This window comes from Pantoea sp. RIT413 (genome assembly GCF_003057675.2).
GTDB lineage: Bacteria > Pseudomonadota > Gammaproteobacteria > Enterobacterales > Enterobacteriaceae > Pantoea > Pantoea eucrina.
Genome location: NZ_QBJB02000011.1, coordinates 64,501 through 88,251 on the forward strand (window position 1 = coordinate 64,501; position 23,751 = coordinate 88,251).

Sequence of the window (23,751 nt, forward strand, 5' to 3'; positions counted from 1 at the left end):
TATAAGCCCGGTCTGGAGTCGTTACCTCTCATGCAAGAAATCATGCAGTTTGCAAGCAATCACCCCATCCTTAGTCTGGCATGGGTCGTTTTACTTATTCTGGTGATTGTGACCACCGTTAAAGGGATGTTCTCTAAGGTAAAAACCATCAGCCGTGGCGAAGCGACCCATCTGATTAATAAAGAGAACGCGGTGGTAGTAGACGTGCGTTCACGCGACGATTATCGCAAGGGACATATTTCCGGCGCGGTTAACGTAGCAGCAGCAGATATTAAAAAAGGCAGCTTCGGCGAGCTGGAAAAGCACAAGTCGCAGCCCATAATTGTGGTATGTGCCACCGGTCAGAGCGCGGGCGATTCAGCAGCAACGCTGAGCGCAGCAGGCTTTGAACATGTCGCTGTCCTGAAAGATGGCGTCAGCGGCTGGAGTGGCGAAAACCTGCCGCTGGTTCGCGGTAAATAATCATCTGAGGTATTCCGCATGGCTAATGTTGAGATTTACACCAAAGTAACCTGCCCATACTGCCATCGTGCAAAGGCGTTACTGGATCAGAAAGGCGTTTCTTATCAGGAGATCCCTATCGATGGGGACGCAATGAAACGTGAAGAGATGATCCGGCGCAGTGGCCGCACCACGGTGCCGCAGGTTTTTATCGACGCTCAGCACATCGGTGGTTGTGACGATCTCTACGCGCTGGACGGGCGTCAGGGACTCGATCCTCTGCTTCAGGCTTAACTCTTCTGCACTGATAATTATCACTTAAGGACTTAGTAACATGTCAGAACAAAGCACCAACGAAATGCAGTTCCAGATCCAGCGCGTTTATACCAAAGATGTCTCTTTTGAAGCGCCAAACGCACCACAGGTTTTTCAGAAAGAGTGGGAGCCGGAAGTCAAACTGGATCTGGATACCGCCTCTTCTCAGCTGGCTGATGAAGTGTATGAAGTGGTGCTGCGCGTGACGGTAACCGCAACCGTAGGCGAAGAGACCGCATTCCTGTGCGAAGTACAGCAGGCGGGTATCTTTACCATCAGCGGTATTGATGGCACGCAGATGGCGCACTGCCTTGGCGCATACTGCCCGAACATTCTGTTCCCTTACGCACGTGAGTGCGTGACCAGCCTGGTTTCACGCGGTACGTTCCCGCAGCTCAATCTGGCTCCGGTTAACTTCGATGCGCTGTTCATGAACTACCTGCAGCAGCAAGGTGAAGGCGAAGCGCCACGTCAGGATGCCTGATGACAACAGATAACGCGTCTATCAGCGTACTCGGTGCCGGCTCGTACGGCACCGCTCTCGCTATCACGCTGGCTCGCAACGGGCATCCGGTTCTGCTCTGGGGCCACAATCCGCAAAGCGTCGCCCGCCTGCAGGCTGACCGCTGTAACACCGCTTTCCTGCCCGATGTTCCTTTTCCCGATAATCTGATCCCTGAAGCCGATCTCGCCCAGGTGGTTCGCGCGAGCCGCGATCTGCTGGTAGTAGTACCGAGCCATGTTTTTGGCGACGTGCTGCAGCAGATTAAACCTTACCTGCGTATCGATTCCCGTGTTGTCTGGGCTACCAAAGGCCTGGAAAAAGAGACCGGCCGTTTGCTGCAGGACGTTGCGCGGGAGATCCTGGGCGACGCTATTCCGCTGGCGGTAATTTCCGGGCCTACTTTTGCCAAAGAGCTGGCCGCCGGTTTACCTACCGCTATCGCACTTGCGGCGACCGATGCGGAGTTTGCTGACGATCTGCAGCAGAAGCTGCACTGCGGCAAAAGCTTCCGCGTTTATAACAACGCCGATTTTACCGGTGTTCAGCTGGGCGGGGCCGTTAAAAACGTTATTGCTATCGGTGCCGGCATCTCAGACGGTATCGGCTTCGGCGCTAACGCACGTACCGCACTGATCACCCGTGGCCTGGCAGAGATGAGCCGTCTGGGCGCGGCGCTGGGTGCCGATCCGGTAACGTTTATGGGCATGGCAGGACTGGGCGATCTGGTGCTGACCTGCACCGATAACCAGTCACGCAATCGCCGTTTTGGCATGATGCTGGGTCAGGGCGAGAGCGTTGAAGAGGCGCAACGCATTATCGGACAAGTTGTAGAAGGCTACAGAAATACCAAAGAAGTCAAAGCCCTGGCAGCGAGAATGGGCGTTGAAATGCCGATAACCGAGCAGATTTATCAGGTACTGTATTGCGAAAAAACGGCGCGAGAGGCAGCATTAAGCTTACTGGGTCGTGCAAGGAAGGACGAAAACAGCCCGGGCTAGAGCAGGATGCTCAGCACACCAACCTGTAGCGCCTCTGCGGCGCTTTTTTATGGGAGTAAACAGCAATGTCGTCTGAAGAGTTAGAACTGGTCTGGAACCATATCAAAGCAGAAGCCAGAGCGCTGGCAGATTGCGAACCGATGCTGGCCAGCTTTTATCACGCGACTTTGCTGAAACATGAAAATCTCGGCAGCGCGCTCAGCTACATGCTGGCGAACAAGCTGGCGAATCCGATTATGCCTGCTATCGCTGTGCGTGAAATTGTTGAAGAAGCGTATCGTCAGGATCCGGAGATGATTGTCTCAGCGGCCTATGATATTCAGGCCGTACGCCAGCGCGATCCGGCAGTAGACAAATACTCTACGCCGCTGCTCTACCTGAAAGGCTTCCATGCGCTGCAGGCCTATCGTATTGGCCACTGGCTGTGGAAAGAGGGTCGCCGCGCGCTGGCTGTCTATCTGCAAAATGAGATCTCCGTTTCCTTCGCCGTTGATATTCACCCGGCGGCCCGTATCGGGCGCGGGATCATGCTGGATCACGCTACGGGTATTGTGATCGGCGAAACGGCCGTAGTAGAAAATGATGTCTCTATCCTGCAATCCGTTACACTGGGCGGGACCGGCAAAACCAGCGGCGATCGCCATCCTAAAATTCGCGAAGGCGTTATGATTGGTGCCGGCGCTAAAATCCTCGGCAACATAGACGTAGGTCGCGGAGCAAAAATCGGTGCCGGCTCGGTGGTACTGCAGCCTGTTCCCCCGCATACCACCGCCGCTGGCGTTCCGGCGCGCATTGTGGGCAAACCCGCCAGCGATAAACCCTCAATGGATATGGATCAGCATTTTACCGGCGCCGGTTTTGAATACGGTGACGGGATTTAATCTCTGATCAGCGCGCCGGCGAAATCGAGCTGGCGCCACGCTTCATACACCACCACTGATACGGCATTGGAGAGATTCATGCTGCGGCTTTCGGCGCGCATCGGGATGCGTATCTTCTGTCCGGCAGGCAGGGCGTCAAGGATTTCCGCGGGCAGGCCCCGGCTTTCCGGGCCAAACAGCAGGTAGTCCCCGGCCTGATAGCTGACGGCGCTGTGTGCTGGCGTACCTTTCGTGGTCAGGGCAAACAGACGCTGCGGCGCCTCAGACGCGAGGAAAGCGCTGTAGCTGGCGTGTTTTTTCAGCGCGGTATATTCATGATAATCAAGTCCGGCGCGGCGCAGCCGTTTGTCATCCCACGCAAAGCCAAGCGGCTCAATCAGATGCAGCTGAAAGCCGGTGTTAGCGCACAGGCGGATGATATTACCAGTGTTGGGTGGTATTTCAGGTTCGAATAAAACAATGTTCAGCATAAGGCCCCCGCAATCAGGGGCCGAAGCATAACAAATTACTGGCGGGCAGAGTATAGCGGGAGCCAGAGCGTCAGGCGCAGCCCGCCCAGCGGGCTGTTATCTGCTTTGACCCAGCCGCGGTGCTGCTGTACGGCCGTCTCCACAATTGCCAGCCCAAGCCCGGTGCCGCCAGACTCGCGATCGCGCGCTTCATCAGTGCGATAAAACGGGCGGAAAATCTGCTCGCGATCTTCTTCGCTTACGCCCGGACCGTCATCATCCACGTGAACGGTAATGCCCTGAATATCCACCGAGAAGCTCACGCTGATGTGTGAATCAGAATAGCGCAGCGCATTGCGCACGATGTTCTCCAGAGCGCTCTCCAGCGCATGCGGGTTGCCATACAGCGGCCACGGGCCAGGCGGATAGGGCACTTCCATGGTTTTACCCATCTGTTCCGCTTCAAAGCGCGCATCCTCCAGCACGCCGTTCCATAGCTGGTTTGCTTTCATCGCCTCGCTGACCAGGGCGTTTTTATGCTGGGTACGTGACAGCACCAGCAGATCGTTGATCATGCCATCCAGCCGCTGCGCTTCGGTCTCAATGCGCTGCAGCTCTTTCCCTTCGCCATGACGACGACGCAGCAGAGCCGTAGCCAGCTGGAGGCGCGTCAGCGGAGTGCGCAGCTCATGGCTGATGTCGGACAACAGGCGCTGCTGGGCAGTCATCATGCGCTCAAGCGCGCTGACCATCTGATTAAAACTGGATCCGGCCGCCAGAAACTCCTGCGGACCTGACTCCAGTTCAGGATGCTGACGCAGATTGCCGCTGGCCACTTCATCCGCCGCGTATTTCAGCTTGCGCGCCGGTCGAGCCAGGCTCCATGCCAGCCAGAGCAGCAGCGGAGAGCTAATCAGCATCGTGACAATCAGCAGCAGCAGCGGCCGGTCGAATAACAGGTTGATAAAATCGAGCTGAGAACTGGTGGCTGGTCGGATCAGATAGAGCTGATAGTTATCTTCACCGTCGCGTACGGCAAAGGGACCAACCATCTCAACGCGGCCATATTTTTTCTTCTGCGGGTGATCGGCGTTATCTGACTGACCGATAAAGTTGCGGATCACCTGCATTTCATTGTGCTGTGCGCCGATGACCCGGCCTTCACTGGTGACCAGCAGCAGGCGCTGACCCGGCGGCGCCCATTTGTCGATAGCGCGAAACAGCCGGCGCCACCACATCAGGTCATTAGGCGGATCCTGAGAGAGTTCCGCTTCCACATGCTGCTCAATCATGGTGCCCTGCCGCTGTTCGCTTTCCATCAGAGCGGTCATCTGACGCGAATCGAGCTTGGGCACCATCAGGACCAGCATCAACACCAGCGCCAGCGTAAGCCAGAAGATGGCGAAGATGCGGGTCGTCAGACTGCCTATCATGATGCAGAAACCATCAGATAGCCGCGTCCGCGCAGCGTTTTGAACCATGGATGGCCATCACGACGCTCAGGGAGTTTGCGGCGCAGGTTGGAGATATGCATATCGATGGCACGGTCAAAGGGCGTCAGGCGTTTGCCAAGCACTTCCTGACTGAGATGCTCGCGCGATACCACCTGGCCAAGATGCTGCGCCAGCAGGTAAAGCAGCGTGAACTCGGTGCCGGTGAGATCGAGCGTTTCGTTATCGAAGCTCGCCTCCTGGCGCCCCGGATTCAGACGCAGGCAGTCGACTTCAAGCGTCGGCGAACTGGTATCGTGCTGCTGTTGCTGCTGCTCGCTCCAGTTTGAACGACGCAGGATCGCACGAATACGCGCCACCAGTTCACGGTCGTTGAACGGTTTAGGCAGGTAGTCATCCGCCCCCAGCTCCAGCCCCAGAACGCGATCCAGTTCGCTGCCGCGCGCGGTCAGCATAATGACCGGCGTCTGATGCTGCTGACGCAGCTCTTTCAACGTATCGATACCGTTTTTCTTCGGCATCATGACATCCAGCAGCAGCAGGTCAACAGAGCTGTCCAGCAGAGTAAGTGCCTGCTCTCCATCGCTGGCTACAATGACTTCAAACCCTTCCATTTCGAGTAATTCTTTAAGCAGCGAAGTTAATTCGCGGTCGTCATCTACCAACAGGATTTTATTCATTTTTTATTGCCCTCCGCAGGCAAAATACCGTGTTCCCACACTGGCAATCCAACGCTTTACGTAGTTTTACACCCCCTGACGGTTGTTTGCAGCTGCCGCCGTAAACTGGGTCTCGTTGAATCGCAAAACAGAGCAAACCGGGAGTAAACGATGCGCAACTTAACCGTCATCGTCATTGCTTCAGCGATGGTTCTTAGTCACGCCAGCGCAGTTGCAGCAGAGACGACAGCGATTGAAGAGATGCATCAAAACGGCGGCTTGACGACAGGCAGTATGACGCAAAATCCGCAAAGTCACATGTTCGATGGTATTGAGCTTACCGAACAGCAGCGGCAGCAAATGCGGGACCTGATGCAGCAAGCACGTCATGAGCGCCCGGTGTTAAGCGTTCAGGATATTGAAACTATGCATGACCTTGTCACTGCAGACAAATTTAACGAATCGGCGATCCGCCAGCTGGCTGAAAAACAGGCCCGCGCGCAGGTTGACCTGCAGGTTGAGATGGCCCGGGTTCGTAATCAGATGTATCACCTGCTGACACCTGTGCAGCAGGCAGCGTTAAAAAAGAATCATGAACGCCGGCTGAATGATGTTCGTCGGTTCTCAGGATTGCAGTCGTCGTCATCGCTGCAAGCAGTGAGTAGCACCAGTAGTAACCAGTAACATAGTATCCCTGTTTTTCCTTGCCATAGACACCATCCCTGTCTTCCCCCGCCATGATGGCGGGGTTTTTTTTGCCCGCCGTATGCCGTTGCCGGTGAATAGCGCATCGCAGACGCAGCTCTGCCGGACTGATGATAAACTTGTTTTCAGTTAAGGCGGGCACGCGCATCTGTTTAATAGGGCGAAACATGGATTCTGAGTACGCAACACTGGTCCGGCGCGCTGCGCTGGCCGCTACCTCACTGGCGCTGGCGCTGCTGCTGGTCAAGATTTTTGCCTGGTGGTACACCGGATCGGTCAGCGTGCTGGCGGCACTGGTGGATTCGCTGGTCGACATCGCCGCCTCGCTGACCAATCTGCTGGTGGTGCGTTATGCGTTGCAGCCCGCCGACGATGATCACACTTTCGGCCATGGCAAAGCAGAATCGCTGGCGGCGCTGGCGCAGAGCATGTTTATCTCCGGCTCCGCGCTCTTTCTGTTTCTGACCGGCATTCAGCACCTGGCAAAACCGGAAGCGCTGCGCGCGCCGCTGGTCGGCGTTGTCGTAACCATTGTTGCCCTCTTTTCCACGCTGGCGCTGGTGGCTTTCCAGCGCTGGGTTGTACGGCGCACCCGCAGTCAGGCGATTCGCGCCGATATGCTGCACTATCAGTCAGATATCGTTATGAATGGCGCGATTCTGGTGGCGCTGGGTCTGAGCAGCTACGGTTTTGCGCGTGCTGATGCGCTGTTTGCGCTGGGGATCGGCGTCTATATCCTCTATAACGCGCTGCGTATGGGATATGAAGCCGTGCAGGCGCTGCTGGATCGCGCGCTGCCGGAGCAGGAGAAGCAGCAGATTATTGCACTGGTGACACAGTGGCCTGGCGTATGCGGCGCGCATGCATTGCGTACCAGGCAGTCAGGGCCGACGCGGTTTATTCAGCTGCATCTGGAAATGGAAGATGCGCTGCCGCTGGTTCAGGCGCATCACGTTGCTGATGAGATTGAACAGGCGCTGCGCCGGAAATTTCCAGGTTCTGACATCATTATTCACCAGGATCCCTGCTCGGTCGTACCGGAACATCAGCAGGGCTTTTTCCGCTTTTAGCTTTTCTAATTCAGGCGCTTATATGTTAAAAATGACAAAACGCTAACAACTCTTTAAAAAATTAGCGAAAACTTGTCTGACCTGAATCAATTCAGCATTGAGCCTTTGATATACTATCTGCAACTATTAAGCCCCACGTTCGGGAGCAGGCATGACCCGGTCGATCGGCGGGAATAATCCTTAGTTTTGAACAATCCAGAGGTTGTCATGATCAAAAAAATCGGAGTACTGACCAGTGGCGGCGACGCCCCGGGCATGAACGCAGCCATTCGCGGAGTTGTCCGTTCCGCCCTGAGTGAAGGCCTGGAAGTTTTTGGTATCTATGACGGCTATCTGGGTCTGTATGAAGATCGCATGATCAATCTCGACCGCTACAGCGTTTCTGACATGATTAACCGCGGCGGCACTTTTCTTGGCTCGGCGCGCTTTCCTGAGTTCCGTAATGAAGAGGTACGCCAGGCAGCGATCGAAAACATGAAGAAGCGGGGTATCGACGCGCTGGTGGTGATTGGTGGTGACGGCTCCTACATGGGTGCCAAACGGCTGACTGAGATGGGGTTCCCCTGCATCGGTCTGCCAGGCACCATCGATAACGATGTGGCCGGGACTGACTACACCATCGGTTATTTCACCGCGCTGGAAACGGTGGTGGAAGCGATTGACCGCCTGCGCGATACCTCCTCATCGCATCAGCGTATCTCAATTGTGGAAGTGATGGGCCGCTACTGTGGCGATCTGACGCTGGCCGCGGCGATTGCCGGCGGCTGCGAATTTATTGTGCTGCCGGAAATCCCGTATACCCGTGAAGAGCTGGTTGAAGAGATTAAGGCGGGCATTGCAAAAGGGAAAAAGCACGCCATCGTGGCGATTACCGAGCACATCTGCGATATCGACGATCTGGCGCGCTTCATCGAAGAAGAGACAAAGCGTGAAACCCGCGCCACCGTGCTCGGACATATCCAGCGCGGCGGCGCGCCCTGTGCTTACGACCGCATTCTGGCGTCGCGTATGGGCGCTTACTCGATTGAGCTGCTGCTGCAGGGCTATGGCGGCCGCTGTGTCGGGATCCAGAATGAGAAGATGGTGCACCACGATATCATCGACGCGATTGAGAACATGAAGCGTCCGTTCAAGCGCGACTGGCTCGATACGGCGAAAAAGCTCTACTGATCTGCATGCAGGCGCGATCCCGTTCGCGCCTTTTCCTCTTTTTTATATTCCTGCAAGTTATAACTGCTTATTTTTAATTCTTTAATCCACTGTTCGCTTTGTGTCACTCTTGCGGCATAACCTACGCGGGAGAGCAGGAAATGAATAAGTGGAGTATCGGCATCACCTTGTTACTGGCATCGTCTGGTGCGCTGGCAAAGGATTATCAGCTGTTAAACGTCTCATACGATCCGACCCGCGAACTGTACGAACAATATAACAAGGCCTTCAGCGCCCATTACAAGCAGGAAACCGGTGATAACGTGGTGATCCGTCAGTCGCACGGCGGTTCCGGCAAGCAGGCGACCTCCGTCATCAACGGTATTCGTGCCGATGTGGTTACGCTGGCGCTGCAGTCCGATGTGGATGCGATTGCTGAGCGCGGCCGTATCGACAAAAACTGGATCAAACGCCTGCCGGATAACTCTGCGCCCTATACCTCCACCATTGTGTTTCTGGTACGCAAAGGCAATCCCAAAAATATTCATGACTGGTCAGATCTGACTAAGCCTGGCGTATCCGTGATCACGCCAAATCCGAAAACTTCCGGCGGTGCCCGCTGGAACTATCTGGCGGCATGGGGCTGGGCGCTTGATCAGAATCAGGGCGACCAGGCTAAAGCGCTCGCTTATGTGAAAGCGCTGTTTAAAAATGTTGAGGTGCAGGATTCCGGTGCGCGCGGCGCAACCAATACGTTTGTAGAGCGCGGAATAGGCGACGTACTGATCGCCTGGGAAAACGAAGCGTATCTGGCGGTAGAAAAACTGGGTAAAGATAAGTTTGAAATCGTGACGCCAGGCGAGTCTATTCTTGCAGAGCCAACGGTTTCTGTAGTGGATAAAGTGGTCGACGCGCAGGGTACACGCAGCGTGGCGGAAGCTTACCTGAAATATCTCTACTCGCCGGAAGGCCAGACTATCGCGGCGCAGAACTTCTATCGTCCGCGTGATGCAGAGGTCGCGAAGAAGTTCGCCAGTACCTTTGCACCAGTAAAACTCTTCACCGTAGATGAGAAATTTGGCGGCTGGAGTAAAGCGCAGAAAGATCACTTCGCCGACGGTGGCAGCTACGATCAGGTTATGAAGCCCTGATTACTCACTATGAGCGATAAAAAAGGTCAGCTTTTAGCTGACCTTTTTTTGTATAAAAATCGATATATGATAGTCATCACGCTGTGTAACTGATTAAAATAAGACCATTTCATCAGTAGCTAAGGGATTGATTATGAAAGAAAGGAATCGGTTTTTATCAGGCCTGGTGTGGAGTCTGGTTATCATTATTGTCATGCTGAGCATAGCCATTTTTTATTACTACCGGAATGGCGAGGCGCTGTGGCGGATTGTAAGCGAACAGTGTGTGCCCGCTATGGCGCAACACAGCAAACCAGCCCCTTGCAAAGAAGTTAATCTCCGGCAGGGTCATGTTATCTACAAAGATATTAAAGGCCCGCATCATTATCTGTTGATGCCCATCGAAAAAATATCTGGTATGGAAAGTCCGGTGTTGCTGGACCCGGACACGCCCAACTTTTTCGCGGCTGCCTGGCAGCATCGCGATCTGCTGGTTCAGGGCAGTCAGCCAGTCAGCGATAGCGCATTTTCTCTGGCGATCAATGCGCAGTATGGACGCTCTCAAAATCAGCTGCATATCCATCTCTCCTGTCTGCGTCCGGAGGTGCGTCAGCTGCTCGATAGTCAGGCATCTCACCTGCATGACGCGTGGCAGCCTGTGACAATAAACCGGCATCGCTATCTGGTTCGCGCAATCTCTGAAGCACACTTGTTCAATCAAAGTGCGTTTATCCGTCTGGCGAAAGAAGTGGCAGGGGCGCGCGAAAAAATGGGGCACTATGGGATGGCATTGACAGCATTACCGGATGGCCGATTAGCGTTGCTGGCGCTGGAGCGTAACTGGCTGATGCTGAATGGTGGATCGGCAGGCGAACTCCAGGATTATCAGTGTCAGCTGCTCAATAAGTAAATGTACAAAAAAGGCGGCCGTAAGGCCGCCCTGAAACAGGTTATAAAAAAGCTTATGCTTTTTTCGCTGCTGACGCCGCTTTTACGATTACGGCAAAGGCGTCTGCTTTCAGCGATGCGCCGCCTACCAGCGCCCCGTCGATATCGGGCTGGGTAAAGAGTTCAGCCGCATTTTTATCGTTTACTGAGCCGCCATACTGAATAATGACCTGCTGTGCGACAGCGGCATCTTTCTTCGCAATATGATCGCGAATAAATTTGTGCACCGCCTGCGCCTGCGCTGGCGTGGCCGACTTGCCGGTGCCGATAGCCCAGACGGGTTCATAGGCGATGACTGCACCTTCAAACGCTGCTGCGCCCTGAGTTTCCAGCACGGCATCCAGCTGACGCGCGCACACTTCTTCGGTTTTGCCTGCTTCATTTTCCGCTTCGGTTTCGCCGATGCAGAGTACCGGCACCAGACCTGCCTCTTTCAGCACCGCAAACTTCTTCGCGATAAATTCGTCGCTCTCTTTGTGATAAGTGCGACGCTCAGAGTGACCGATGATGATGTACTTTGCGCCGATATCTTTCAGCATCTCTGCGGAGGTTTCACCGGTGAATGCACCTGAAAGGTTAACATCGACATTCTGCGCGCCCAGCGCAATGTGGCTACCGGAAATCGCATGTTTTGCCTGATCCAGATAAATTGCCGGTGGAGCAATCGCTACACCACAGCCGTCCACGCCTGACAGCGCGGTACGCAGACCTTCAATCAGCTCGCCGGTCATCTGCTTGCTGCCATTCAGTTTCCAGTTACCCATAACCAGTGGATGTCGCATTCGTTCCTCCGCATTACGCGATTCATGAAATAGCGCTGCCGTCATGGCAGCGATGTCTGCCAGACAGTATAGAGATCAAAAGGGGCGCTGGCTTTGCTTTTCGTCACTTCTGCCTGCGATATCAGGGAGTAGCCAGCGTGAGCTTAATCGGCTCTACGGCAAACGTCAGGCCCTTGTCGCCATTGTCAGCCACCACAAAGCGCAGTGCGCCCTCCGTGCGGCTGAAATAGCGAACGCCTTTGCCGGCGCTCAGTAACGCGTCCAGCTTCTGGCGTCCCTCTTCGGGCGAGAGTCCCGGCACGAAATAGCGCAGCAGAGCGCTCATATAATTCATCGCCTGCAGCTGAGCCTGCTTCATCTCCGGACCCGGCACCGGCAGCCAGGTGATCTGCAGCGTTTTAATCTTTCCGGTGCCCTGTTCCAGCGCGGTGGAAGAGTAAAGCGTTTCGCTGATTTTGCTGGCTGCGCGCGTCAGATGGCTCTTGTCATCACGATTGTCTATTGCACGATATTCCAGCAGCGGCAGTGCAGGATTAGCCGCGTTATAGCTTTCACGAAACTGCGCGATCGTCATATCAAACGCAGGCGCGCCCGTCAGCAGATAAGGCGCCACCGGCAGATGCGCACTGCGATCGGGTGGCGGCTCGTCTGCCCGGGCGGGAGATGACAGCGCGCAGCTAAGCAGCAGCGCGGCTGACAGTTTCTTCATTGCATCGGCCCTGAATCATTCACTTATGGCAGATTAAAACGGGTTTTACCGCCGAAAGTCAAAATCCGCGCGGTGAAAAGCGTGGCGGGATGTTACGGCATCCTTACCAGTAGTGTTCGCTGGTCATGTGGCCCGGCTTGCGTTTGAAATGTTTGCGCATATCGCGGCTCTCTTTCAGCAGCTGCTGGGTATCGCGCACCATCTGTGGATTACCACACAGCATAACGTGGCTGCTCTCTGCGTCGAGCGACAGACCCACGGCACGCTCCAGCTCACCGCTCTCAATCAGCTGCGGTACCCGGCCCTGCAGCGAACCCGGGCTGTTTTCACGGCTGACCACGGTCTGAATCTGCAGCTTGCCCGCATACCGCTGCTGCAGCGTCTGCATCAGCGGCAGAAAGCTAAGGTCGCTGGCATAGCGCGCAGCGTGAATCAGGACAATATGGTCAAAGCGATCCAGACCTTCGCCCTGCTGTAAAATTGACAGGTAGGGGCCGATGGCGGTGCCGGTCGCCAGCATCCACAGGGTGCGGCAGTCAGGGATTTCATCCAGGGTGAAAAAGCCGGCTGCCTCTTTGGTCAGCATGACGTGATCACCCGGCTGCAGCGCCTGCAGGCGCGGACTGAGTTTACCCTCCGGTACGGTGACCAGATAAAACTCCAGCAGCGGATCGTCGGGGGCGTTAACGTAGGAGTAAGCGCGCTGCACGCGCTCACCCTCTATTTCCAGCGCCAGTTTGGCAAACTGCCCGGCGATAAACCGATCGATAGGGGCAGTAACGCGCAGGCTGAACAGCGCGTCGGTCCAGTTTTTCACCTCTTTAACTTCTGCATTAATCCACTCGGCCATAGGTGCTCCTGTTGAATTCTCCCGGTTATCGCTATCTTTACCAGCCCGCTCTGCGCTTGTCAGCCCGGCGGCGGCGAAAGCGCTCTTTGCGACAAATCCGCCGCACAGATCACTACCTGTAGCAACCTGTTTACAGTCTGGTACAGGAGGTTGACGGCTGGCAACCTGGCTTCCTGCAGCTCAGCTCTCGATTTGCCACGTAATCCTGATATTTTTGCCGCCATTACTGCCGGCGAACCCTGAGTGCTGCCGGCGCGTTCTTTTTTCAGGCTGATATTTTGTTCCATGCAGATCGATAAAACTCAAAACCGTTTTCTGTTATTCATGCTGATTGTGCTGGTGGCCGTGGGTCAGATGGCACAAACCATTTATGTGCCCGCTATGGCAGTGATGGCAGAAGCGCTCAACGTGCGCAGCGGCGCAATGCAGCAGGTCATGGCGGCCTATCTGATCACCTATGGCGGATCGCAGCTGATCTACGGCCCGCTCTCGGACAGCGTCGGACGTCGCCCGGTGATCCTTACCGGCATGACGATCTTTGCCTGTGGTGCGCTGATCGCGCTGTTCGCCTCATCGCTGCAGATGCTGGTGCTGGGCAGCGCTATCCAGGGGCTCGGCACCGGCGTTGCCGGCGTTATGGCGCGCACGATGCCGCGCGATCTGTATGCCGGAACCGCGCTGCGGCGGGCCAACAGCCTGCTGAATATGGGCATTCTGGTGAGTCCGCTGCTGGCACCGGTAATAGGTGCGCTGCTGACCCGGCTGATTGGCTGGCACGCCTGCTTCGCCTTTCTGCTGCTGCTGTGCCTGGGCGTTACGGCATCTATGGCGCGCTGGCTGCCGGAAACCCGGCCGGGCGATGCACCGGCTACGCCTTTTCTGCGCCGCTACGCCACGCTGCTGAGCGACGGCAATTTTATCCGTTATCTGCTGCTGCTGGTGGGCGCGCTGGCGGGCATCGCCGTCTTTGAAGCGAGCTGCGGTGTGCTGATGGGCGGCGTACTGGGACTGGATGGCCTGACCGTCAGCATTCTGTTTATTCTGCCTATTCCGGCCGCCTTTTTTGGTGCCTGGTTTGCCGGCCGGGAAGAGACCTCCTGGCATACGCTGATGTGGTATGGGGTAAACAGCTGCCTGCTGGCTGGCCTGCTGATGTGGATCCCGTCATGGTTTGGCGTAATGAATATCTGGACGCTGCTGGTGCCGGCGGCGCTGTTTTTCTTCGGTGCCGGCATGCTGTTCCCGCTGGCAACATCGGGTGCCATGGAGCCTTACGCCTGGCTGGCGGGCAGCGCCGGAGCGCTGATTGGCGGCCTGCAGAACCTGGGCTCAGGAGTGGTTGCGTGGCTCTCTGCCCTGCTACCGCAGCACGATCAGTCCAGCCTTGGCCTGCTGATGTTTGTCACGTCGCTGGTGATGCTGCTGTGCTGGTGGCCGCTCTCACGTCATCCCGAGAGCGGCAAGCAGACGGTTACAGGATAAACGGGTGCAGCGCCGTATCCTTGCGATCCAGATAGTGGATCGACTGGATGCGGCGAATGGTACGCGACTTGCCGCGTACCAGCAGCGTCTCGCTGGTGGCGATATTGCCGTTACAGGTAATGCCCTTCAGCAGATCGCCGCTGGTGATGCCGGTGGCCGCAAAAATCACGTTGTCGTTGCGCGCCATCTCATTCAGCGTTAACACGCTGCCCACCGCAATCCCCATTTCCGCGCAGCGCAGCAGCTCCTGTTCGCCCAGCCGGCGATTCTCTTCGCTCTCTCCTTTAACCTGATGCCGCGCCAGCAGGCGTGCCTGCATGTCACCATCCATGGCGCGGATCACGGCTGCCGAGACGACGCCTTCAGGCGCGCCGCCGATGCCATACAGCACATCGACTTCACTGTCAGGCATACAGGTGAGGATCGACGCGGCCACATCGCCATCGGGAAAAGCAAACACGCGCACGCCGAGCGCCTGCAGCTGGGCAATAACTGCGTCATGGCGTGGCTTCGCCAGAATGGATACCGTCAGCTGCGCGAGCGGCTTACCGAGCGCAATGGCGATATTTTTAAGATTGGTTTCCAGCGGCAGACTGAGGTCGATAGCGCCGCGCGCTCCCGGTCCGACGATCAGCTTCTCCATGTACATATCTGGTGCGTGCAGAAAGCTGCCTTTATCGCCGACTGCCAGCACCGCCAGCGCGTTAGCCTGGCCCAGAGCGGTCATGCGCGTGCCTTCAATCGGATCGACCGCAATGTCCACGGCATCACCCTGACCGGTGCCGACCTGCTCGCCGATATAGAGCATCGGCGCCTCATCAATTTCGCCTTCACCAATAACGATGCGGCCATCAATGTTGATGGTGTTGAGCATAATGCGCATGGCGTTAACGGCGGCACCGTCGGCCGCATTTTTATCGCCACGCCCTAACCAGCGATAGCCAGCCAGCGCTGCCGCTTCAGTGACACGGGAAAATTCAATTGCGAGTTCGCGTTTCATGGTTTGCACCTGACAGAAAAACAGGCGGGCAGTGTAGCACAGCGGTAAAAGCGAGAGAGGGGGAAACCCGCGGCACGGACCGCGGGCAGGGGGTTACTTACGCTTCATCTTCCCAGGCTTTGGCACGGGCAACCGCTTTCTGCCAGCCCGCGTAGCGCAGGTTGCGTTCAGTGGTTTCGATGCCAGGGCGGAATTCGCGTTCCACGACGGCTTTAGCACGCACCTCGTCCAGATCGTTCCAGAAGCCGACGGCCAGGCCTGCCAGATAGGCTGCGCCCAGCGCCGTGACCTCACGCACTTCCGGACGTTCAACGCGGGTGCCGAGAATGTCAGACTGGAACTGCATCAGGAAGTTGTTCGCGACTGCGCCGCCATCAACGCGCAGCGACTGCAGGCGGGTGCCGGCGTCGTTCTGCATCGCTTCCAGTACATCGCGCGTCTGATAGGCGATCGACTCCAGCGTCGCGCGGATAATGTGGTTGGCATTGGCACCGCGCGTCAGGCCGAAGATAGCACCACGGGCATAGGGGTCCCAGTAAGGCGCGCCCAGGCCGGTAAATGCCGGCACCATATAGACGCCGTTCGTATCTTTAACTTTCAGCGCAAAATATTCTGAATCGGTGGAGTCGTTGATCAGCTTCATTTCGTCGCGCAGCCACTGAATCGAGGCGCCGCCGATAAATACGGCACCTTCCAGCGCATAGTTCACTTCGCCACGCGGGCCGCAGGCGATAGTGGTCAGCAGGCCGTGGGTAGAGGTTACCGCTTCAGTACCGGTATTCATCAGCATAAAGCAGCCGGTACCGTAGGTATTTTTCGCCATGCCAGGCTGTACGCAGAGCTGGCCATACAGGGCCGCCTGCTGATCACCCGCAATCCCGGCGATCGGAATACGCGTGCCGCCTTTACCGCCAATGTTGGTCTGACCATAAATTTCAGAAGAGCCTTTAACTTCCGGCAGCATTTCGCGCGGAATGTCGAGGATCTCCAGCATGCGTGCATCCCACTCCAGCTTGTGGATGTTATACATCATGGTACGCGAGGCGTTGGTATGGTCAGTGATATGCACACGGCCCTGCGTCATCTTCCAGACCAGCCAGGTATCCACGGTACCAAACAGCAGCTCGCCGCGTTTCGCACGCTCGCGTGCGCCTTCGACGTGATCGAGGATCCATTTCACTTTGGTGCCGGAAAAGTAAGGGTTAATCACCAGACCCGTGGTGTGCTGGATATACTCTTCCAGTCCCTCTTTCTTCAGCTTATTACAGTAGTCAGCGGTGCGCGGATCCTGCCAGACAATGGCATTGTAGATAGGTTTGCCGGTCTCTTTATCCCAGACGATGGCGGTTTCACGCTGGTTAGTGATACCGATAGCGGCGATCTGATCGGAGTTAATGTCAGCGTGTGCCAGCACTTCCACCAGCGTTGAGCTCTGTGAAGCCCAGATATCCATCGGGTCATGCTCAACCCAGCCCGCTTTCGGGTAGATCTGCGTGAACTCACGCTGTGAAACAGCAACGATGTTGGCGTCATGGTCGAGTACGACGGCACGGGAGCTGGTAGTACCCTGATCGAGCGCGACGATATATTTTTTATCTGGCGTAGTCATAATAATGTCCTGATGATTAAGAGTGAAACTTACGCTTTACGCTGTTCAGCGCGCGCTACAGGTTTTTCTGTTTTGCTGGTTTCTGCGATATTTACCGGCAGGTGGCGACCAATCAGCGCACGATAGCTAAAGGCACCCAGACATGCACCCACCAGTGGACCAAACACAGGCACCAGGAAGTAAGGAATATCTTTACCGCCGGTGAAGGCTACGTCACCCCAGCCAGCGATAAAGGCAAACAGTTTTGGTCCAAAGTCACGTGCCGGGTTGAGCGCAAAGCCGGTCAGGGGACCCATTGAACCACCGATAATAGCAACCAGCAGACCAATCAGCAGCGGCGCCAGCGGGCCGCGCGGTACGCCGTTGCCATCGTCAGTCAGCGCCATGATAACCGCCATCAGTACGGCTGTGATCACCATCTCTACCAGAAACGCCTGACCGACCGTGATGTGCGGATTAGGATAAGTAGAGAAGATACCCGCCAGGTCGAGGCTCTGCACGCTGCCACGCACCATTTGATGGCTCGCTTCATAATCGAAAAACAGATTGTAATAAAGGCCGTATACCAGTGCAGCGGCACAGAAGGCGCCGGCAACCTGCGCCAGAATGTAAGGTAAAACTTTACGCCCTTCAAAATTAGCAAACAGGCAGAGCGCCACGGTGACCGCCGGATTGAGATGCGCGCCGGAGACGCCCGCACTCAGATAGACAGCCATCGAAACAGCCAGACCCCAGATGATGCAGATTTCCCACTGACCGAATGCCGCACCGGCCAGCTTCAGCGCAGCCACACAGCCCGCGCCAAAAAAGATAATCAAACCGGTGCCGAGAAACTCGGCGATACATTGACCTTTGAGTGTGTTCGTTGTCTGACTCATAATGGAATTCCTGAAGCGAGGTTAAATGTTATCAGTTTTTGTTCTCAATCCCTGAGTCGCCCAGCGCTAATGTAGGGTTGATGTGAATTTATCGTTAACGAACATAAACGAGAAATAGCGAAATTGAATTCTGTGTACTGCGTCATAAAAATGCGCGTTTTCGCGTCTTTTACCTTTCTTTAAGGCCAATTAATCTGTCTCTTAACGCACTTAGCGCATCATGACTGGCAACGGGTTTATTTTTTAAGCATTAGCTGAAAAGTGTTACAGACTGGCCGCCAATGCCCCGTGCCGCTGGACTTGCCGGGTTTGGCTACATACAATCGGGACAACATGGCTGTATGCGTCTTTATTGAGGCAGCTACAGCTTCATCAACGCCTTGCGAGTTTTAGGAGAGGTCAGAACGATGTCATTTGAAGTATTTGAGAAACTGGAAGCGAAAGTACAGCAGGCGATTGATACCATCACGCTGCTGCAAATGGAAATTGAAGAGCTGAAAGAGCAGAACAATACGCTGAAAAACGAAGTGAGCCAGGCTTCCGGCAATCAGGACGCGCTGGCGCGTGAAAATCAGCATCTGAAGGAAGAGCAGCATGTCTGGCAGGAACGTCTGCGGGCACTGCTGGGAAAAATGGAAGAGGTTTAAGCACCTGCGCTTAAACCTGCGGGTGCTCAGGCACCCGTTTTTGTTTGCGGTTTACTCAATATCAAGCGCATCTTCTGACAGAATGATGCCCGTGTTATCCGCATAGAGATGATCGCCGGAGAAAAAGGTTACGCCGCCAAAGTTTACGCGTACGTCGCTCTCACCAATGCCTTCACCGGCCGCCCCAGCGGGGATAGCAGCAATCGCCTGGATGCCAATTTCCAGCTCTTCCAGTTCATCAACCTGCCGCACCGAGCCGTAAACGACCAGACCTTCCCACTCATTTTGCGCCGCAAGCCGCGCCAGCTGGGCATCCACCAGCGCACGACGTACCGAGCCACCGCCATCTACCAGCAGCACTCGTCCACGCCCGTTCTCTTCCAGCAGGTCGTAAAGCAGGCCGTTGTCTTCAAAACATTTGACTGTGGTAATCTGCCCACCGAATGAGGTGCGTCCACCGAAGTTGGAAAAAAGTGGTTCAACCACATTCACTTCTTCATGGTAGATGTCACAGAGTTCAGATGTATCGTATTTCATAAGGATGCCGTCTGTTTGCCACAGGAAAGATAAGTATATCGCTATCTGAAGAGTGTTGGCAAAATCATCACCGGCAAAAAGCAGCGCCGCATCAATATGCTGCGCAAAAAAATGCCCGGCGCAGTGGCCGGGCAGCAGAAACGATCAGAAGGGTGTTACAGGATGAAGCGGCTGAGATCTTCGTCTGCGACCAGTACATCCAGATGCTTGCCGACATACTCAGCGTCGATGGTAATGGACTCACCGTGGCGATCGCTGGCGTCATAGGAGATATCTTCCATCAGACGCTCCAGTACAGTATGCAGGCGGCGTGCACCGATATTTTCAGTGGTCTCATTAACCTGCCAGGCTGCTTCAGCAATCCGGCGGATACCATCCTCGGTGAAGTCCACATTAACGCCTTCCGTACCCATCAGCGCTTTGTACTGCACGGTGACGGAAGCGTTAGGCTCAGTAAGGATGCGCTCGAAGTCGTTCACGGTCAGCGCCTGCAGCTCAACGCGAATCGGCAGACGACCCTGCAGTTCCGGGATCAGATCGGACGGGCTGGCTACCTGGAATGCGCCGGAGGCGATAAACAGGATATGGTCGGTTTTAACCATGCCGTGCTTGGTCGAAACGGTACAGCCCTCAACCAGCGGCAGCAGATCGCGCTGCACGCCTTCGCGTGAAACGTCCGGACCAGAAGACTGGCCGCCGCGCTTACAGATTTTGTCGATCTCATCGATAAACACGATACCGTGCTGCTCTACCGCGTCGATAGCGTCCTGCTTCAGCTCTTCCGGGTTAACCAGTTTTGCCGCTTCTTCTTCAATCAGCAGCTTCATGGCATCTTTGATCTTGAGCTTGCGCGGCTTCTGTTTCTGACCGCCCAGGTTCTGGAACATGGACTGCAGCTGGCTGGTCATCTCTTCCATGCCCGGAGGTGCCATGATCTCTACGCCAGCAGGCGCGGCGGCAAGGTCGATCTCAATCTCTTTATCATCCAGCTGGCCTTCGCGCAGTTTTTTGCGGAAAGACTGACGCGCAGCTGATGGCTCGGCGTTCTGCTCTGGCTGGCCCCAGTTGTTTTTAGCCGGTGGGATCAGCACGTCGAGAATGCGCTCCTCGGCCATCTCTTCAGCACGATATTTATTCTTTTCAATCGCCTGGCTGCGCACCATTTTGATGGCGGAGTCGGTCAGATCGCGGACAATCGAATCGACCTCTTTACCAACATAGCCAACTTCGGTGAATTTTGTCGCTTCAACTTTAATGAACGGGGCGTTGGCCAGCTTCGCCAGACGACGGGCAATTTCGGTTTTACCGACGCCGGTCGGGCCAATCATCAGGATATTTTTCGGGGTCACTTCGTGACGCAGCTCTTCGTCAAGCTGCATGCGGCGCCAGCGGTTACGCAGCGCAATGGCAACCGCTTTTTTAGCGCCGTCCTGGCCGATGATAAAGCGATTAAGCTCGCTGACAATCTCGCGTGGAGTCATCTCAGACATGATTCAGGTCCTTACGCCTTAGACGGTAATTCTTCGTAGTTAATATTATGGTTGGTGTAGATACAGATATCGCCGGCGATGTTCAGCGCTTTCTCAACAATATCGTGTGCACCAATGTCGGTATTTTCCAGCAGCGCGCGTGCCGCTGCCTGGGCGTAGGGGCCGCCGGAGCCGATCGCTATCAGGTCGTTTTCCGGCTGAATAACATCGCCGTTACCGCTGATGATCAGCGAAGAGTTCTCATCCGCTACCGCCAGCAGCGCTTCAAGACGGCGCAGCATGCGATCGGTCCGCCAGTCTTTTGCCAGCTCAACCGCGGCTTTAACCAGATGACCCTGATGCATTTCCAGCTTACGCTCAAACAGTTCAAACAGGGTAAAGGCGTCGGCAGTGCCGCCCGCAAAGCCCGCAATCACTTTATCGTTGTAAAGACGACGCACTTTTTTGACGTTGCCTTTCATTACGGTGTTGCCAAGCGTTGCCTGGCCATCACCACCAATAACGACCCGGCCGTTGCGTCGTACACTTACTATTGTTGTCACGGGCAGACCCCTTGTTGCAGTTGAAAAAAGACACCGCGCACCCGGCGCGGCGTATCATGCAAACAGATATGGGGTGGGTTAAGAAGGTTTCAACCCCTCAGGGCGATGGGGTTTGTCTTAATTCGGCTACGCCTGCTCCCGGCGGTAGAGTGAGGCCGGGAGCAGGGCTCAGGCTATCAGGGCAGGGCGAGCGGAATACAGCTGCCGTGACCGGAACTGTGCAGCCGCTTCACGGTACTGTCAGCTTTACTCCGATCTTTAAACGGACCAATCACCACGCGATTCCAGCCGCCGCCGGTCGTGATACGGCTTTCAAAACCTTCAAAAGCGAGACCGGCGCGCACAGATTCCGCCTGATCGCTGCCTTTAAAGGAGCCACACTGCACCATCCAGCGCTGTGTGGAGGCTTTCTCTTCCGGCTTCACTTTGGTGGTTTCTGGTTTTGCCTGCTGTACCGGTGCCGGTCGTTCAGCCTGCTGCTGCTGCTGGCGCTGCTGAGCCTGCAACTGCTGCTGACGCTGCTGCTGTGCCTGTATCTGCTGCTGACGTTGCTGTTGCTGCTGTTGTCGTTGCTGAGTCTGCTGCTGCAGCAACTGCTGCTGCTGTGCCTGTATCTGCTGCTGACGTTGCTGCTGCTGTACCTGCTGACGCTGTAATGTCTGCTGACGCTGAGCCGGCGTCTGCTCGTTCCACGGCACTTCGTTCAGCTGCGTAGGCTGCTGGCGCATATCCGCCTGCATCTGCTCCAGCAGCTGGCGCTGTTCATCGGTCAGCTGCGTCTGCGACTGCACTTCGCCGCCGGCTGAAGGCTCAGTCGGTGAGGGAACCGTAATTTGCCGGTTTTCCAGCTCTTTGATGTATTTCCAGCGCTCTTCCGGCTTGGGCGGCAGGCCATTACCACTAACTTTATGATTCGGGATAACCGGCGTATCTTCTTTTTTATGGTGCGCGATGAACCATAAACCACCGGCAAAAGTGACCAGTACTGCGGCAGCGAGCACTACCATCAGTTTCGATATACCCGATCCGCCTTTGCTTTTTTTGCTGCTGCTGCGACCGGCGGGTTTTTTGCGACGCGTCCCTGTTGAACGCCCGCGGCCTACATAATCTCTCTGTGCCACTTTCGTCCTGATACCTTCAAAATGCCTGCGGGCGTAGACCCTGAACAGTGTGAGTTGCAGCCAGCCTGGCTACAGCTTGAAAAATGACGGGTATAAATGAGGTGTAAACCGCCCGGCAATGAATGCGCCATGTTACTCAAGGGTGCGAACTTTGACCAGCAGAGTCTGCCTTCAGAATCTGCTGAAAATGTGCAGTGCGGCACGTGTGACCTAACGCTTTTTAGCCGGTGCTGTACTGCCGCGCACGCGCAGTTCTGCATCCAGCAGGCGCGAACCATTATTTACCCGCTTGCCCTGCAGCTCATCCAGCAGCAGCAGCATCGCTTCGCGGCCAATATCAAAGCGCGGCTGCGCCACGGTAGTCAGGGGCGGTTCGTAATAGCGCGCCAGCTCAATATCATCAAAGCCAACGATGGAGAGATCCTGCGGAATGCGCATCCCCAGTTTGCGCGCCTGATTCATGGCACCCAGCGCCATCAGATCGCTGTGACAGAATAGCGCTTCCGGGGGCTGCGGCAGACTCATCAGCTGTTTCAGGGCGCGGGCACCGGCTTCAAACGAGAAATCACCGCGTACGATAAACATCGGTTCAACGAGGATGCTGCTGCGGCGCAGCGCCTGAATATAACCCTGCAGCCGATACTGGCTGAGCGGAACCGCTTCAGGCCCGGTAATACAGGCGATACGACGATGCCCGAGCTGCAGCAAATGGTTAACGGCTTCAAACGCCGCGGTCAGGTTGTCAATGTGCACGGTGGGCAGCGCCATCTCCGGCGCGAATTCATTTCCCATAACCATGGGCGGCAGGCTGCGCAGCGCTTCAGGATCGGCGTCAAACGGCAGCTGTGAACCCAGCAGCACCATGCCGTCAATCTGTCGCGTCAGCATCAGATCAAGAAAGGTTTTTTCCTGATGATCCTGATGCGCGCAGTCGCCAATCAGCACCAGGTACCCCTGCTGCGCGGCGGTGACCTCAATGCCGCGGATAATTTCGCTAAAAAAGGGATCGCAGATATCGGGCACAATCACCAGGATAGTCCGGGTTTCATTGCGTCTGGCATTGCGCGACAGGCCATGCGATGCATAGCCTGTCGCAATGACCGCCTGCTCGACTTTTTGCCGGGTTGCGGCTGACACTTTCTCCGGATTCATCAGCGCCCGGGAAACGGTCGCCGTAGAGACGCCTGCGTGCTCAGCCACATCTTTCATCGTGGCAGCAGATGAAGTTTGCTTCGGGTCCAACGTGTTACTCCTGGCGTGATACAGCGTACAGTTTGTCTGCAAGGGCCGGTCCTGGCCGGGTGATCCTATTGATAACGCATTGGCGGGCAGGGCTGTTACTTAATTTGCATAAAAACTGTGACTTGTTCGACTTTTTTCGATCTGGCTCGCAGATGCGGATG

The 23,751-nt window shown here is 55.7% G+C and carries 27 protein-coding genes; 12 read left to right on the forward strand and 15 right to left on the reverse strand.

Features of this window, described 5'->3' with window-relative positions; genetic code table 11:
• The first annotated feature begins 30 nt into the window (after positions 1-30).
• From DBY66_RS13780 to cysE, 5 genes are all read left to right on the forward strand, one after another.
• Entirely contained in the window at positions 31-462 is a 432-nt protein-coding gene (locus tag DBY66_RS13780) for a rhodanese-like domain-containing protein (protein WP_039381227.1), read from the forward strand.
• A gap of 18 nt (positions 463-480) precedes the next feature.
• Entirely contained in the window at positions 481-735 is a 255-nt protein-coding gene (gene grxC, locus DBY66_RS13785) for a glutaredoxin 3 (protein ID WP_039381226.1), read from the forward strand.
• 40 nt (positions 736-775) lie between these two features.
• The gene (secB, locus tag DBY66_RS13790; protein ID WP_039381225.1) at positions 776-1,240 is read left to right on the forward strand and encodes a protein-export chaperone SecB; all 465 of its coding nucleotides are present in this window, start codon (positions 776-778) and stop codon (positions 1,238-1,240) included.
• On the forward strand, positions 1,240-2,259 hold the full coding sequence (gpsA, locus tag DBY66_RS13795) for an NAD(P)H-dependent glycerol-3-phosphate dehydrogenase (protein WP_039381224.1): 1,020 nt from the start codon (positions 1,240-1,242) through the stop codon (positions 2,257-2,259). Before secB ends, gpsA begins: the two co-directional genes overlap by 1 nt.
• A gap of 65 nt (positions 2,260-2,324) precedes the next feature.
• A complete protein-coding gene (gene cysE / locus DBY66_RS13800; RefSeq protein ID WP_039381223.1) occupies positions 2,325-3,140 on the forward strand; it encodes a serine O-acetyltransferase in 816 nt (271 codons plus the stop codon).
• Here the strand turns inward: cysE and trmL are convergent.
• The 3 genes from trmL to cpxR are packed head-to-tail and all read right to left on the reverse strand — an operon-like array spanning position 3,137 to position 5,720.
• Complete coding sequence (gene trmL, locus DBY66_RS13805) at positions 3,137-3,610, reverse strand: tRNA (uridine(34)/cytosine(34)/5-carboxymethylaminomethyluridine(34)-2'-O)-methyltransferase TrmL (protein ID WP_039381222.1); 474 nt, start codon at positions 3,608-3,610, stop codon at positions 3,137-3,139. The two genes, cysE and trmL, sit on opposite strands and share 4 nt — an antisense overlap.
• A gap of 35 nt (positions 3,611-3,645) precedes the next feature.
• Entirely contained in the window at positions 3,646-5,022 is a 1,377-nt protein-coding gene (gene cpxA / locus DBY66_RS13810; RefSeq protein WP_039381221.1) for an envelope stress sensor histidine kinase CpxA, read from the reverse strand.
• The gene (cpxR, locus tag DBY66_RS13815; RefSeq protein WP_039381220.1) at positions 5,019-5,720 is read right to left on the reverse strand and encodes an envelope stress response regulator transcription factor CpxR; all 702 of its coding nucleotides are present in this window, start codon (positions 5,718-5,720) and stop codon (positions 5,019-5,021) included. The genes cpxA and cpxR overlap by 4 nt, the downstream gene beginning before the upstream one ends.
• A 150-nt stretch (positions 5,721-5,870) precedes the next feature.
• On the opposite strand from cpxR, the gene cpxP reads away from it, so the two are divergent.
• From cpxP to DBY66_RS13840, 5 genes are all read left to right on the forward strand, one after another.
• Positions 5,871-6,383, forward strand: a complete 513-nt coding sequence (gene cpxP, locus DBY66_RS13820; RefSeq protein WP_039381219.1) for a cell-envelope stress modulator CpxP — start codon at positions 5,871-5,873, stop codon at positions 6,381-6,383.
• Between the two features lie 188 nt (positions 6,384-6,571).
• On the forward strand, positions 6,572-7,474 hold the full coding sequence (gene fieF / locus DBY66_RS13825) for a CDF family cation-efflux transporter FieF (RefSeq protein ID WP_104086058.1): 903 nt from the start codon (positions 6,572-6,574) through the stop codon (positions 7,472-7,474).
• Between the two features lie 207 nt (positions 7,475-7,681).
• On the forward strand, positions 7,682-8,644 hold the full coding sequence (gene pfkA, locus DBY66_RS13830; protein ID WP_039381217.1) for a 6-phosphofructokinase: 963 nt from the start codon (positions 7,682-7,684) through the stop codon (positions 8,642-8,644).
• A 140-nt stretch (positions 8,645-8,784) separates the two neighbouring features.
• Entirely contained in the window at positions 8,785-9,774 is a 990-nt protein-coding gene (locus tag DBY66_RS13835; protein ID WP_039381216.1) for a sulfate ABC transporter substrate-binding protein, read from the forward strand.
• A gap of 133 nt (positions 9,775-9,907) precedes the next feature.
• Positions 9,908-10,663, forward strand: a complete 756-nt coding sequence (locus DBY66_RS13840; protein WP_108570141.1) for a CDP-diacylglycerol diphosphatase — start codon at positions 9,908-9,910, stop codon at positions 10,661-10,663.
• A 52-nt stretch (positions 10,664-10,715) separates the two neighbouring features.
• Here the strand turns inward: DBY66_RS13840 and tpiA are convergent, their stop codons facing one another.
• The 4 genes from tpiA to DBY66_RS13860 form a co-directional block, all read right to left on the reverse strand.
• On the reverse strand, positions 10,716-11,483 hold the full coding sequence (gene tpiA / locus DBY66_RS13845; protein ID WP_108570140.1) for a triose-phosphate isomerase: 768 nt from the start codon (positions 11,481-11,483) through the stop codon (positions 10,716-10,718).
• 121 nt (positions 11,484-11,604) lie between these two features.
• Complete coding sequence (locus DBY66_RS13850) at positions 11,605-12,192, reverse strand: YiiQ family protein (RefSeq protein ID WP_039381214.1); 588 nt, start codon at positions 12,190-12,192, stop codon at positions 11,605-11,607.
• Positions 12,193-12,295: 103 nt separating this feature from the next.
• Positions 12,296-13,042 (reverse strand): ferredoxin--NADP(+) reductase, encoded by a 747-nt coding sequence (fpr, locus tag DBY66_RS13855; protein WP_039381212.1) that lies wholly within the window; start codon positions 13,040-13,042, stop codon positions 12,296-12,298.
• A 59-nt stretch (positions 13,043-13,101) separates the two neighbouring features.
• The gene (locus DBY66_RS13860) at positions 13,102-13,329 is read right to left on the reverse strand and encodes a hypothetical protein (protein WP_104086060.1); all 228 of its coding nucleotides are present in this window, start codon (positions 13,327-13,329) and stop codon (positions 13,102-13,104) included.
• On the opposite strand from DBY66_RS13860, the gene emrD reads away from it, so the two are divergent.
• A complete protein-coding gene (gene emrD / locus DBY66_RS13865) occupies positions 13,328-14,524 on the forward strand; it encodes a multidrug efflux MFS transporter EmrD (protein WP_039381210.1) in 1,197 nt (398 codons plus the stop codon). The two genes, DBY66_RS13860 and emrD, sit on opposite strands and share 2 nt — an antisense overlap.
• On the opposite strand, the gene glpX is transcribed toward emrD, so the two are convergent.
• The 3 genes from glpX to DBY66_RS13880 all read right to left on the reverse strand — a co-directional run bounded on the left by glpX (position 14,514) and on the right by DBY66_RS13880 (position 18,011).
• Positions 14,514-15,524 (reverse strand): class II fructose-bisphosphatase, encoded by a 1,011-nt coding sequence (gene glpX, locus DBY66_RS13870; RefSeq protein ID WP_071668634.1) that lies wholly within the window; start codon positions 15,522-15,524, stop codon positions 14,514-14,516. The genes emrD and glpX overlap by 11 nt on opposite strands.
• A 97-nt stretch (positions 15,525-15,621) precedes the next feature.
• Positions 15,622-17,133, reverse strand: a complete 1,512-nt coding sequence (gene glpK / locus DBY66_RS13875) for a glycerol kinase GlpK (RefSeq protein WP_039381204.1) — start codon at positions 17,131-17,133, stop codon at positions 15,622-15,624.
• Between the two features lie 29 nt (positions 17,134-17,162).
• Entirely contained in the window at positions 17,163-18,011 is an 849-nt protein-coding gene (locus tag DBY66_RS13880) for an MIP/aquaporin family protein (RefSeq protein WP_039381201.1), read from the reverse strand.
• 407 nt (positions 18,012-18,418) lie between these two features.
• Here DBY66_RS13880 and zapB point away from each other — a divergent pair, with 407 nt between their 5' ends.
• Positions 18,419-18,658 carry a cell division protein ZapB gene (zapB, locus tag DBY66_RS13885; protein WP_039381198.1) on the forward strand — a complete coding sequence of 80 codons (240 nt, stop codon included), beginning with the start codon at positions 18,419-18,421 and terminating at the stop codon, positions 18,656-18,658.
• 51 nt (positions 18,659-18,709) lie between these two features.
• Here the strand turns inward: zapB and rraA are convergent, their stop codons facing one another.
• From rraA to cytR, 5 genes are all read right to left on the reverse strand, one after another.
• The gene (gene rraA / locus DBY66_RS13890; protein WP_039381195.1) at positions 18,710-19,195 is read right to left on the reverse strand and encodes a ribonuclease E activity regulator RraA; all 486 of its coding nucleotides are present in this window, start codon (positions 19,193-19,195) and stop codon (positions 18,710-18,712) included.
• A gap of 155 nt (positions 19,196-19,350) precedes the next feature.
• A complete protein-coding gene (gene hslU, locus DBY66_RS13895) occupies positions 19,351-20,685 on the reverse strand; it encodes an HslU--HslV peptidase ATPase subunit (RefSeq protein ID WP_108570139.1) in 1,335 nt (444 codons plus the stop codon).
• Between the two features lie 11 nt (positions 20,686-20,696).
• Positions 20,697-21,227 (reverse strand): ATP-dependent protease subunit HslV, encoded by a 531-nt coding sequence (hslV, locus tag DBY66_RS13900; protein ID WP_071668633.1) that lies wholly within the window; start codon positions 21,225-21,227, stop codon positions 20,697-20,699.
• Positions 21,228-21,403: 176 nt separating this feature from the next.
• Complete coding sequence (ftsN, locus tag DBY66_RS13905; RefSeq protein WP_108570138.1) at positions 21,404-22,348, reverse strand: cell division protein FtsN; 945 nt, start codon at positions 22,346-22,348, stop codon at positions 21,404-21,406.
• Positions 22,349-22,558: 210 nt separating this feature from the next.
• Positions 22,559-23,590, reverse strand: a complete 1,032-nt coding sequence (cytR, locus tag DBY66_RS13910) for a DNA-binding transcriptional regulator CytR (RefSeq protein ID WP_108570137.1) — start codon at positions 23,588-23,590, stop codon at positions 22,559-22,561.
• Positions 23,591-23,751 lie beyond the last annotated feature (161 nt).

Excerpts from the sequence above, each read along its gene's own strand:
- DBY66_RS13780 (WP_039381227.1), top strand. The coding sequence starts at position 31 with ATGCAAGAAATCATGCAGTTTGCAAGCAATCACCCCATCCTTAGTCTG.
- grxC (WP_039381226.1), top strand. The coding sequence starts at position 481 with ATGGCTAATGTTGAGATTTACACCAAAGTAACCTGCCCATACTGCCAT.
- secB (WP_039381225.1), top strand. The coding sequence starts at position 776 with ATGTCAGAACAAAGCACCAACGAAATGCAGTTCCAGATCCAGCGCGTT.
- gpsA (WP_039381224.1), top strand. The coding sequence starts at position 1,240 with ATGACAACAGATAACGCGTCTATCAGCGTACTCGGTGCCGGCTCGTAC.
- cysE (WP_039381223.1), top strand. The coding sequence starts at position 2,325 with ATGTCGTCTGAAGAGTTAGAACTGGTCTGGAACCATATCAAAGCAGAA.
- trmL (WP_039381222.1), bottom strand. The coding sequence starts at position 3,610 with ATGCTGAACATTGTTTTATTCGAACCTGAAATACCACCCAACACTGGT.
- cpxA (WP_039381221.1), bottom strand. The coding sequence starts at position 5,022 with ATGATAGGCAGTCTGACGACCCGCATCTTCGCCATCTTCTGGCTTACG.
- cpxR (WP_039381220.1), bottom strand. The coding sequence starts at position 5,720 with ATGAATAAAATCCTGTTGGTAGATGACGACCGCGAATTAACTTCGCTG.
- cpxP (WP_039381219.1), top strand. The coding sequence starts at position 5,871 with ATGCGCAACTTAACCGTCATCGTCATTGCTTCAGCGATGGTTCTTAGT.
- fieF (WP_104086058.1), top strand. The coding sequence starts at position 6,572 with ATGGATTCTGAGTACGCAACACTGGTCCGGCGCGCTGCGCTGGCCGCT.
- pfkA (WP_039381217.1), top strand. The coding sequence starts at position 7,682 with ATGATCAAAAAAATCGGAGTACTGACCAGTGGCGGCGACGCCCCGGGC.
- DBY66_RS13835 (WP_039381216.1), top strand. The coding sequence starts at position 8,785 with ATGAATAAGTGGAGTATCGGCATCACCTTGTTACTGGCATCGTCTGGT.
- DBY66_RS13840 (WP_108570141.1), top strand. The coding sequence starts at position 9,908 with ATGAAAGAAAGGAATCGGTTTTTATCAGGCCTGGTGTGGAGTCTGGTT.
- tpiA (WP_108570140.1), bottom strand. The coding sequence starts at position 11,483 with ATGCGACATCCACTGGTTATGGGTAACTGGAAACTGAATGGCAGCAAG.
- DBY66_RS13850 (WP_039381214.1), bottom strand. The coding sequence starts at position 12,192 with ATGAAGAAACTGTCAGCCGCGCTGCTGCTTAGCTGCGCGCTGTCATCT.
- fpr (WP_039381212.1), bottom strand. The coding sequence starts at position 13,042 with ATGGCCGAGTGGATTAATGCAGAAGTTAAAGAGGTGAAAAACTGGACC.
- emrD (WP_039381210.1), top strand. The coding sequence starts at position 13,328 with ATGCAGATCGATAAAACTCAAAACCGTTTTCTGTTATTCATGCTGATT.
- DBY66_RS13860 (WP_104086060.1), bottom strand. The coding sequence starts at position 13,329 with ATGGAACAAAATATCAGCCTGAAAAAAGAACGCGCCGGCAGCACTCAG.
- glpX (WP_071668634.1), bottom strand. The coding sequence starts at position 15,524 with ATGAAACGCGAACTCGCAATTGAATTTTCCCGTGTCACTGAAGCGGCA.
- glpK (WP_039381204.1), bottom strand. The coding sequence starts at position 17,133 with ATGACTACGCCAGATAAAAAATATATCGTCGCGCTCGATCAGGGTACT.
- DBY66_RS13880 (WP_039381201.1), bottom strand. The coding sequence starts at position 18,011 with ATGAGTCAGACAACGAACACACTCAAAGGTCAATGTATCGCCGAGTTT.
- zapB (WP_039381198.1), top strand. The coding sequence starts at position 18,419 with ATGTCATTTGAAGTATTTGAGAAACTGGAAGCGAAAGTACAGCAGGCG.
- rraA (WP_039381195.1), bottom strand. The coding sequence starts at position 19,195 with ATGAAATACGATACATCTGAACTCTGTGACATCTACCATGAAGAAGTG.
- hslU (WP_108570139.1), bottom strand. The coding sequence starts at position 20,685 with ATGTCTGAGATGACTCCACGCGAGATTGTCAGCGAGCTTAATCGCTTT.